The organism is Chryseobacterium sp. CG10_8 (assembly GCF_058117085.1).
Genome location: NZ_JBYVEB010000104.1, coordinates 1 through 10,108 on the forward strand (window position 1 = coordinate 1; position 10,108 = coordinate 10,108).

Annotated in this window: 10 protein-coding genes; 4 read left to right on the forward strand and 6 right to left on the reverse strand. The window is 34.9% G+C overall.

The window, feature by feature from the left end:
* Positions 1-84: 84 nt before the first annotated feature.
* From AC4AGG_RS13525 to AC4AGG_RS13545, 5 genes are all read right to left on the reverse strand, one after another.
* The gene (locus AC4AGG_RS13525) at positions 85-3,447 is read right to left on the reverse strand and encodes a methylmalonyl-CoA mutase family protein (RefSeq protein ID WP_489772540.1); all 3,363 of its coding nucleotides are present in this window, start codon (positions 3,445-3,447) and stop codon (positions 85-87) included.
* Positions 3,448-3,557: 110 nt separating this feature from the next.
* The gene (locus AC4AGG_RS13530) at positions 3,558-4,100 is read right to left on the reverse strand and encodes a hypothetical protein (protein ID WP_489772541.1); all 543 of its coding nucleotides are present in this window, start codon (positions 4,098-4,100) and stop codon (positions 3,558-3,560) included.
* A gap of 15 nt (positions 4,101-4,115) precedes the next feature.
* The gene (locus tag AC4AGG_RS13535; RefSeq protein WP_489772542.1) at positions 4,116-4,544 is read right to left on the reverse strand and encodes a hypothetical protein; all 429 of its coding nucleotides are present in this window, start codon (positions 4,542-4,544) and stop codon (positions 4,116-4,118) included.
* An 86-nt stretch (positions 4,545-4,630) separates the two neighbouring features.
* Positions 4,631-5,350 (reverse strand): hypothetical protein, encoded by a 720-nt coding sequence (locus tag AC4AGG_RS13540; RefSeq protein ID WP_489772543.1) that lies wholly within the window; start codon positions 5,348-5,350, stop codon positions 4,631-4,633.
* Between the two features lie 15 nt (positions 5,351-5,365).
* On the reverse strand, positions 5,366-6,265 hold the full coding sequence (locus AC4AGG_RS13545) for a hypothetical protein (RefSeq protein WP_489772544.1): 900 nt from the start codon (positions 6,263-6,265) through the stop codon (positions 5,366-5,368).
* A 134-nt stretch (positions 6,266-6,399) separates the two neighbouring features.
* Between AC4AGG_RS13545 and AC4AGG_RS13550 the strand changes: the two genes are divergently transcribed.
* The 4 genes from AC4AGG_RS13550 to rpsB all read left to right on the forward strand — a co-directional run bounded on the left by AC4AGG_RS13550 (position 6,400) and on the right by rpsB (position 8,872).
* Positions 6,400-6,732: a hypothetical protein gene (locus AC4AGG_RS13550; protein ID WP_489772545.1), complete on the forward strand. Its 333-nt coding sequence runs from the start codon at positions 6,400-6,402 to the stop codon at positions 6,730-6,732.
* A gap of 350 nt (positions 6,733-7,082) precedes the next feature.
* Positions 7,083-7,538 (forward strand): 50S ribosomal protein L13, encoded by a 456-nt coding sequence (gene rplM / locus AC4AGG_RS13555; RefSeq protein ID WP_489772546.1) that lies wholly within the window; start codon positions 7,083-7,085, stop codon positions 7,536-7,538.
* Positions 7,539-7,543: 5 nt separating this feature from the next.
* Positions 7,544-7,930, forward strand: a complete 387-nt coding sequence (gene rpsI / locus AC4AGG_RS13560) for a 30S ribosomal protein S9 (RefSeq protein WP_489772547.1) — start codon at positions 7,544-7,546, stop codon at positions 7,928-7,930.
* A 180-nt stretch (positions 7,931-8,110) separates the two neighbouring features.
* Positions 8,111-8,872 (forward strand): 30S ribosomal protein S2, encoded by a 762-nt coding sequence (gene rpsB / locus AC4AGG_RS13565; protein ID WP_489772548.1) that lies wholly within the window; start codon positions 8,111-8,113, stop codon positions 8,870-8,872.
* Between the two features lie 288 nt (positions 8,873-9,160).
* On the opposite strand, the gene AC4AGG_RS13570 is transcribed toward rpsB, so the two are convergent.
* On the reverse strand, positions 9,161-9,928 hold the full coding sequence (locus tag AC4AGG_RS13570) for a DUF6759 domain-containing protein (protein ID WP_489772549.1): 768 nt from the start codon (positions 9,926-9,928) through the stop codon (positions 9,161-9,163).
* Positions 9,929-10,108 lie beyond the last annotated feature (180 nt).

Below are 10,108 nucleotides of genomic sequence, written 5' to 3' on the forward strand. Positions count from 1 at the left end.
TGATGAGGATTTTATTTTCTTTAAACAGAAAATCTAACCTCGAATCTCAAGTCTCAAGTCTCGGTTTTCGAATCTTGCCTCTAACTACATATTCCTCCTATACTTTCCACCCACTTCAAACAAGGCATTGGTAATTTGTCCAAGCGAACAATATTTCACTGCTTCCATCATTACTTCGAATAAGTTTTGTTGGTTGATGGCAGATAATTGAAGTTTGTGTAACCATTCTTCAGTTAAGTCTGAGTTAGCTTTTTGGTAGTTTTCTAAATTAACGATTTGCTGTTGCTTTTCTTCTTCAGTTGAACGGATAACTTCTCCTGGTAAAACCGTTGGAGAACCATCTTTTCCAAGGAAGGTATTCACACCGATGATTGGATATTCTCCGGTGTGTTTTAGCATTTCGTAATGCATCGATTCTTCTTGAATTTTAGAACGTTGATACATCGTTTCCATTGCACCAAGAACACCGCCTCTTTCAGTAATTCTATCGAATTCAGCATAAACTGCTTCTTCCACTAAATCTGTCAATTCTTCAATAATGAAAGAACCTTGCAATGGATTTTCGTTTTTAGCTAAACCTAATTCTTTGTTGATAATCAACTGAATTGCCATTGCTCTTCTTACGGATTCTTCTGTAGGAGTGGTAATCGCCTCGTCATAAGCATTGGTGTGAAGCGAGTTACAATTGTCGTAAATCGCATACAACGCTTGAAGCGTGGTTCTAATATCATTAAAATCAATTTCCTGAGCGTGAAGAGAACGTCCCGAAGTCTGAATGTGGTATTTCAACATCTGAGAACGTTCGTTGGCGCCATATTTAAGTTTCATTGCTTTTGCCCAAATTTTTCTGGCAACTCGACCGATAACTGCGTATTCTGGGTCGATTCCGTTCGAGAAGAAGAACGATAAATTTGGTGCAAAATCGTTGATGTTCATTCCTCGGCTGAGGTAATATTCAACATAAGTGAAACCATTCGCTAAAGTAAACGCTAATTGCGAAATCGGATTTGCACCCGCTTCTGCAATGTGATATCCCGAAATCGAAACCGAATAAAAGTTTCGAACTTTATTTTCAATAAAATATTGTTGAACATCACCCATCAAACGCAATGCAAATTCAGTAGAGAAAATGCAAGTATTTTGAGCTTGATCTTCTTTCAGAATATCCGCTTGAACTGTTCCACGAACCGTTGCGATAGTTTCTGTTTTTATTTTGTTGTACGTTTCAGCGTCAAGAATTTCATCACCTGTAATTCCTAATAATTTTAAACCTAAACCATTGTTAGAAGCTGGAAGTTCGCCGTGATAAATTGGTCTTTTCAAACCTTTATCATCGAATTTTCTTTTTAAAACTTCTTCAACTTTATTCCAAAGATTATTTTCAGAAATATATTTTTCGACATTTTGGTCAATCGCCGCATTCATGAAAAACGCCAACAACATTGGAGCAGGACCATTAATGGTCATCGAAACTGAAGTCATTGGATTCACCAAATCAAACCCTGAATACAATTTTTTAGCATCGTCCAAGGTCGCAATAGAAACACCTGCATTTCCAATTTTTCCATAAATATCGGGTGGAAGAGCAGGGTCTTGTCCATAAAGTGTCACTGAGTCAAACGCTGTTGAAAGTCTTTTCGCATCCATTTCCGCAGAAACGTAGTGAAATCTTCGGTTGGTTCTTTCGGGTCCACCTTCACCTGCAAACATTCGAGTTGGATCTTCGCCGGTTCTTTTGAAAGGGTAAATTCCCGCAGTGTAAGGAAATTGTCCAGGAACATTTTCTTGTCCTTTCCAACGGATTAAATCACCCCAATCTTGAAATTTTGGCAACGCAATTTTTGGAATCTTAAGATGAGAAAGTGATTCGTATTTGGTTTCAACTTTAATTTCTTTTCCACGAACGAGATAAGTGAAAGTATCGCCTTTCATTTCTTCCTTGAAGTGATGCCATCGTTGTAAGAACATTGTATTTTCTTCGGAAAGCTCTTTTTTAGCCTTAATGAAAGCCTTTTCTAATTTATCATGGGTATGTTCGTCATCTTCAATTAACACTTTTGCACCATCTAAAAGGTACATTTTCTTGGCAACCAAAGCTTGAGTTTCAACTTCCTTGTCGTATGTTTTGTTGTTATCTACAATTTCAGAAAGGTAGCGAACTCGTTTCGGAGGAATTACCGTTGTGTCTTCGGAAATGTTTTGTTCAACATATTTGTTTAAATTTAATTCAGAGAATTTTGAATTTAATTTTTTGATTAATTCATTATAAACTTCGGTGGTTCCCCAATCGTTGAACTGACTTGCCTTGGTCGAAAAAACAGGCATTGCTTCCAAAGGTTGTTCGAACAACGTATGATTTCTCTGGTACTGCTTTCTCACGGCCTGTAAAGCGTCCAAAGCACCACGTTTGTCGGATTTATTTAAAGCAATTAAATCGGCGTAATCCAACATATCAATTTTTTCCAACTGCGTTGAAGCACCATATTCTGGCGTCATCACATACATTGAAAGGTCTGCAATTTCAGTAATTTCAGAACCTGATTGCCCGATTCCTGAAGTTTCTAAAATAATAATATCGGGATGAGCCAATTTTAAAACGCTCAACGCCGAGTGAATGTAAGGCGAAACCGAAACATTGTTCTCACGAGTTGCCATCGAGCGCATATAAACTCTTTTGTCGTTAATGGAATTCATACGAATTCTGTCGCCCAATAAGGCACCACCTGTTTTCTTTTTGGATGGGTCAATTGAAATTATTGCAATTTTTTTATCTGGATTCGCTCTTAAAAATCTACGAACCAATTCGTCTGTAAGCGAAGATTTTCCTGCACCACCTGTTCCTGTAATTCCTAAAATTGGGATGTTGGAATTTTTGGTTCTTTCCTCAATTTCTTGAACTAAATTTGGTTTTTCCTCAGAAAAATTCTCCACTGCAGAAATCACTTGAGCAATCGATTTTGAGTTTTCAAATCGGATGTTATCCAAGTCAGAAATCTCCACATGTTTACCTGTTTCGAAATCCGATTTTTGAACCAAATCATTAATCATTCCTTGTAAACCCATTTCACGGCCATCGTCAGGAGAGTAAATTCGGGTAATTCCGTAATTCATTAAATCTGCAATTTCTTCTGGTAAAATTACACCGCCACCGCCACCAAAAATTTTGATTTGAGACGCCCCTTTTTCTCTTAATAAATCGTAGATGTATTTGAAATATTCGTTGTGACCACCTTGATAAGAAGTTAACGCAATTGCATTAGCATCCTCTTGAATTGCAGTGTTAACCACTTCTTCCGCAGATTTATCATGTCCAAGATGAATGACTTCGCAACCCGTAGATTGTATCATTCTACGCATGATGTTAATGGCAGCGTCATGCCCATCAAATAAGGCTGCAGCAGTAACGACTCTTACTTTGTTTTTAGGCTCGTATTTTGAGTTTTCCATAAATAATTTTAGAAAAAATATGAATTTTTCAAATATAAATATTTCTTTTATAAGAGAAAAGCCTCTCCAAACTTTTGAAGAGGCAGGTTAAATCGTATAAATAATTTTTATCAAAAATTGTATCCAATTCTTGCATGAATATCTACTTCTCCAAAATTTCCGTAATCAGTCTCGTGTCTAAATCCAAGACCCAATCCTAGTTCATAGTGAAAATGCTTACTTATACTTCTACGAATTCCCCATTTAGGTACAATAGAAAAACTCTCTATAGCCTCAATATTATTTCTGGAGAAGACCAAGTTCTTTGGACGATAATTAAACGCAATACCAAAAAAGTTTCCCAAATTTGGGTTGACAGCTAACCCTTTTTCTCTGCGTTTGTAAAGATTGTAATAGAACCTTGGCTCTAATCTTAAATTAGGATGCCATTGAGAGCCATTTCCGACTATAAACATTGGCTCGATTCCTATTTCGGTTCTTAATGCTATTTTGTTAGTAAGCCGCATTTCGTTATTAAACCAGAAGCCGAAAGTCCCAACTTGCACATTAAAAACCGATTTTTTTACAGAATAATCAACTTCATTCTTTTGTAGGTCTTGCGCTATACTATTACAAAAAACAAATATTAAATAGACACATATTATTTTTTTCATAAGAAATAATTTAATTTATATAACTATACCAAAACATATCCCAAAAGAATTTATTTGGGTATACTCATTTTTGATGTAAAAAACTTGTGAACTTCTTATAATTGCAAGATTACATTCTAATTCATTTAGCATAAAAAAACAACCAAACCCCAATGAGGCACTTGATCCATCAGAAAAATTTTCATTAAGTTTTAGATTTGGACCTACATTTAGTAATAGATAAGGATTGTTTTCTTCTTCTCCAACTTCGTAATAAAACCACTTTAATTCAGCTTTTATCGGTAGTACAGAAAGTTTGGTGTCATAGTTTTTAGAGTAGGCTAGATTTCCTGAAATAGTAAAGTATTTCAATATTTTGAATCCTTGGGTTGTTTCAATTTCTCCAAAAAATTTTTTTCCATCTCCATCAACTCCTTTTGCAATTTTTATATTGTAGGTGGACACGTATCTTTTTTGTTGAGAATTACAAATTTGTAAGCTTAAGAGAAAAAGTATAAATGCAATTTTTAAGGTCATATATTAGGCTTAGATTATCTTGTGTTGTCTATTCTACTGCCATGCCATTGTCCGTTTTTCTTTACAATGCCATACATTTTCACCATGAAATCCTCAGGTTTTTTTATTGTATTTCCAGGGGTGACACTTGTCACTTCCCCAGTATCTCCATTGAAGTTTAATCTAATCTCTCCTCCTACATCAAATGTTTTGTCAAGTTTGTCATCATTTGTTTTATTTTGATAATGGGTTTTATGTATCAATACTTTTCCAAATTGGGGATACTTTCTAAATAAGGTAATATTGTTATCTGTTGCAGGAGCTGTTTGTCCGATTTTTATCCAGAATTCTTTTAAACCATTTATTGTTGTTTGCCAGAAATACTTGTTTAAATTATCACTTGTCAGCTGTCGATTTGCTTGACCTAAAGCAACTCCTACTATGTCTGCAGTTGTACCATTTCCAAAATTTTCAATAACAATATCATCTTGCATCAATTTAGGGAATGAGGACATGCTAAATCCCGTTATTGAAAAATTTCCAAAAGCATTGCTGTAATTCCAAAAAGTTGTTGCATCATATTGATATCTGCTGCTTTGAGTGTAAATATTGGTGCTACCCATATTGAGAGTTGCGGGGCTATTAAAAGAATCCGAAAAATCATATTGAAATTGCACCCCTTCAACTCCAAGTCTTATTTCATCTACATTCTCTTTTCTCCATATACCTGTCCATCCTTTTTTCTGATGTTTCACTTTAACTCCTAGGTGTTAGACTAGGAAATAATTATAGTTATAAGCTTTGGTTTTTACTCTATAATTACTTTCGTATTGATCTATGCATACATCGTTTTCACCGAAAAGAGTCCCAAAAAGGCCATGTTTTATATCACAGTAAGGTAAATTTTGTACATAATTGTATATTGTAGTATTGTTAGAGTTGCTTGATGGAGGTGTATATGTTGATGAACCACCACCACCTGTATAAGAAGTTCCACAATTGTAGTTGTTAAAGTAGTCGATGTCAGGCGAGATGTCTGCGATATAATTAGTACAAGGTGCACTCAAAATATACTGACTTTGTATACTTTGGTCGGTTGGGATCAATAAATTGTCGGATATATTATTGGTTTGTAAATAATCCTCTAGCAAAGGATATTTGTTATCTTCAACAATAAAAAGACCAACATCAGTGTATTTATAAATTTCATTGGCAACTTGGATCTCTGCCTCATCATTTAAGAAAGCGGCATAAGCGTCATCACCAATTATTTCTTCCAAATCGTCAATATTGTCAATTATTTCTTCGTCGCTTGTAAAAGTAGTTGTCCTTGCTAACATGTTGCTCGACATTTTTTGCTTTAATGCAGCTATCCTATTTCTGAGCTTCTGAGCAACAATTTGTTCGTTACTTTCTGTCGCGATAGGTCTAAGAGGAATGTAATTCTTACTGTCGATAAACTCCGCAATATCTTCGTCATTTGCATCTTTAAGGTTATCATAAACTACGTTAAGTGTCTCCTTGTTTGGAAAGTACAGTCTTCCATTTTTTGTAGTTACTTCGCCTACATTAACAGTACTTTCCTGTGTGTCCGCATGTGTTTCTATTCTGTCAGAATTACATGCAATCATTGTTAATGCCATTGTGGCAAGTAAAAGTGTGTTTTTCATTGTGTATTTTTTTAATTGGTTAATACACGAGTAAAAGAAAAAAAAATGACATGAACAACGGGTTGGTAATATTTAGAATCTATCTTGATTAAACATAATTTTTTATCCTTATTTTTGCTTTAAATATTGATCCCATGCAAAAAGCGCTTTTGTATTTCTTGGTTGGCACAGCAGTAAGTTTTTTATTCAATTATTTTTTTGTAGATAGTACTAACATTGTTCTTGCAATATATAATGCTGCAGCTTTCGGACTTGGCTGGGGATTAGCCTATTTTGTTGACCACCCTGAATGGCCTCTTGCTAAAAAAATGGGAATTTCCTTTTTGGGGATGGGTGTTTTGTTGTTGGTGGGATTTTCCTTTTTCAACTTCGAGATAGCAGTTCCTTCAATAATAAAGTTCTCAACCGTTTTTTTAGCTTATTATTTATTGGCAAGTTTCAAAAGCTCAAAATCACTTAGAAATTAAAAAGGGAAGCAAATGCTCCCCCTTTTTTTGATAGTTTTAATATAAAGAATTTGTGTTAGCCCCGAAAAAGAAGAAGGAGTGCGGTTAGGCATCAGCCTTCTTCTTATATAATTTAATTGTGTTTGTTCCCTCATATGCAATTCGAGTGCCAAAATATATTTTCGCAGGGTGATTTTTCGTACAACTATCATTATTTCAGGTTATTGAAAGGGAGTGTGTTTTTCTTAATAGATATATATCAATATTAATTTTACAGATAGGGATATATTTAATTTTCGTAAAACAAAAAAAAAGTATACCTTTGCAGACCCTTATTGGGAGAATTATGTTTAATCGTTAAACGAAAAAGTGTGAATACATTAAGTTACAAAACAATTTCAGCTAACAAAGCTACCGCTAATAAAGAATGGGTTGTGGTAGACGCTGAAGGACAGCCATTAGGAAGACTAGCTTCTGTGGTTGCAAAGATTTTGAGAGGTAAGCACAAGACTAACTTTACTCCTCACGTAGACTGTGGAGATAATGTTATTGTTTTGAATGCTGGAAAGGTAACCCTTTCAGGAACCAAGTGGAATGATAAGACTTATATCTGGCATACAGGTTATCCTGGTGGACAGAAGTCTATCACTGCAATTGATTTGCTGAAAAGAAAGCCTTTGAGTGTTGTAGAGAAATCGGTAAAAGGGATGTTGCCTAAGAACAGATTAGGTTCGCAAATGTTCAAAAACCTTTATGTATATGAAGGAACTGAGCATAAGCATGAAGCTCAACAGCCGAAATTAATTAACATCAACGAATTCAAATAATAATTATGTCAACAGTTCACAAAATCGGAAGAAGAAAAACTTCTGTTGCAAGAGTTTATGTTAAGCCGGGTTCAGGTAATATTACTGTTAACGGAAAAGACGTAAAAGAGTATTTTTCTACAGATGTTATGGTTTATAAAGTAAACCAGCCTTTCACTTTAACTGAAACTGCAACACAGTACGATGCGGTTGTTAATGTTTTTGGAGGAGGTAATACTGGACAAGCTGAGGCGATTCGTCTTGGGATTTCTAGAGCATTATGCGAAATCAATGCAGAATTCAGACTTATTTTGAAGCCTGAAGGATTATTGACTAGAGATGCAAGAATGGTTGAAAGAAAGAAACCAGGTCAGAAAAAAGCGAGAAAGAAATTCCAATTCTCAAAACGTTAATCAAGAGGATTCAAGATGCGAGACTCGAGATTCGAGATTTTCAGAAATCTTTGTTCTTGGCTCTTGGTTCTATTATCTAATCAAAAATGCCCCGTTTAGTTTAGCACCCAAACATTTCTCCCATCTAAAGAAATTGTTGAATGCACAAAGCGGAATGTAAACTAAAAACAAAAAAGCGACATGGCAAAAGCAAATGTTAAAGACCTTTTAGAGGCAGGAGTACACTTCGGACACATGACCAGAAAGTGGAATCCTAATATGGCTCCATACATTTTTATGGAGAAAAATGGTATTCACATCATTGACTTACATAAAACAGCAGTTAAATTGGATGAAGCTTGTAATGCTTTGGAAAAAATAACTTCTTCAGGTAAAAAAGTTCTTTTTGTTGCTACTAAAAAGCAAGCAAAAGAAGTTGTTGCAAAACACGCTTCAGAACTTAATATGCCTTATATTACTGAAAGATGGCCAGGAGGTATGCTTACCAACTTCGTGACTATCAGAAAAGCAGTAAAGAAAATGAACTCTATTGATAAAATGAAGAAAGATGGTACTTTCGAAACTTTATCTAAAAAAGAGAGACTTCAGGTAGATCGTCAGAGAGCAAATTTAGAAAAGAACTTAGGTTCTATTGCTGACATGGTGCGTCTTCCATCTGCACTTTTCGTGGTGGATATCATGAGAGAGCATATTGCAGTAACTGAAGCAAAAAAATTAGGAATTCCTGTATTTGCTATTGTAGATACTAATTCTGATCCGAGAAAAGTTGACTTTGTTATTCCAGGGAATGATGATGCATCTAAATCAATTGATATGATTTTGAGCGTTGTTTCTGAGGCTATCAAAGAAGGTCAATCTCAAAGAAAAGCTGAAAAGGAGAAATCTAAAGAAGAAGGAGAAAAGGCTACGGCTGATGTAGATGCGGATTTCGACGCAGAATAATGTTTAGATTCTTATTTTAATAAGGTGAGAGGTTTACAATTTTGTAAACCTCTTTTTTTTGTGGAATAATTTCGCTTTTTGATATGACCATTGGTGAATCATATTACGGTAAATAATAAGCCTGTAATTGCTTTAGAAGTAGTTACATTGGTGTTGGAGATGGATTCTGTTTTGATTTGCAATATATTTTGAGATATTGTAAGTCAAGTATAAAGAAAAAAGAACAGCATTTAATGTTCTTCTCATGTTATAAGTGTTGCTTGGTCAAGAAAGGGAAAGCTTTAATTTTTATTTTTGAGCTTGATTAGAGTGGCTAGTGGCGTGATTCGGCTTGACAACTGGATTGTTAAGGATGACCATAAGGCTCTTTTTCATGTCTTTTTCCGAGTTATATTGAGCGTCACACATCTTACTAGTCAATTGGTACTTGCCTTTGTCTACAACGATTGAATTCTCACCATGAGCAGGAACCGCAAGGTTGTAGAATTTTTCGCCTTTAATTCTGACAATCATGTTGCAGTCAGAGTTGTTTTGTATCATCAAGATGGCTTCCTTTTTATTGACGTCCTGATCAAACATCGTATTGAGTAATTTGATGGTCTTGTCTTGGTGCGCGGTCGATGATTGAGTCATAAGTTTGACAAATTCTTCCGATTCATTGGAATTGGGTCTAGTTAATACCTTTTTAGGAATTTCCGCCACAATTGGTTTTGGCTTTGCTTGCACTCCGGTAGGTTGACCTTTGGTCCAAGCTGTATTTTTAAGGGAAATAAGTTTGGGCTTCAAAACGAAAACTCTTGGGTCGTCTGGATGTGCTTGGGATATAAATGTCTCAATCTCTTTAATGTTTTTGCTATTAAGAATGTTCTTGTAAGGATCTTCTTTTTTTGCAAAAACTTGTTTAGCTTTAGTTTTAGCGTTTTGGTACTTCGCTTTCAAATTTTGAGAATATCCTGCGATGCAAAATGCTATCAGTAGAAGCGTAATAATTTTCTTGGTGAGATTGTAGACAATACTAGCGCAACAATAGTTGCTTAGACTTTGTTTTTTTTTCATCAATTGCGTCTTTTTTAACCAGTGCTTTTAAGATAATCTATCTTTAAATCTGTTGGTAAATTTATGGTATTTTTATAAATACTCAAAATATTGGCAAATATTATGCCTTAAAATTAATTTTGAATAAAAAAAACTATGAATATCCGTTTATTTGCCTAATCCTGTAATGTTAGCAATGAT

Excerpts from the sequence above, each read along its gene's own strand:
- AC4AGG_RS13525 (WP_489772540.1), bottom strand. The coding sequence starts at position 3,447 with ATGGAAAACTCAAAATACGAGCCTAAAAACAAAGTAAGAGTCGTTACT.
- AC4AGG_RS13530 (WP_489772541.1), bottom strand. The coding sequence starts at position 4,100 with ATGAAAAAAATAATATGTGTCTATTTAATATTTGTTTTTTGTAATAGT.
- AC4AGG_RS13545 (WP_489772544.1), bottom strand. The coding sequence starts at position 6,265 with ATGAAAAACACACTTTTACTTGCCACAATGGCATTAACAATGATTGCA.
- AC4AGG_RS13550 (WP_489772545.1), top strand. The coding sequence starts at position 6,400 with ATGCAAAAAGCGCTTTTGTATTTCTTGGTTGGCACAGCAGTAAGTTTT.
- rpsI (WP_489772547.1), top strand. The coding sequence starts at position 7,544 with ATGTCAACAGTTCACAAAATCGGAAGAAGAAAAACTTCTGTTGCAAGA.
- rpsB (WP_489772548.1), top strand. The coding sequence starts at position 8,111 with ATGGCAAAAGCAAATGTTAAAGACCTTTTAGAGGCAGGAGTACACTTC.
- AC4AGG_RS13570 (WP_489772549.1), bottom strand. The coding sequence starts at position 9,928 with ATGAAAAAAAAACAAAGTCTAAGCAACTATTGTTGCGCTAGTATTGTC.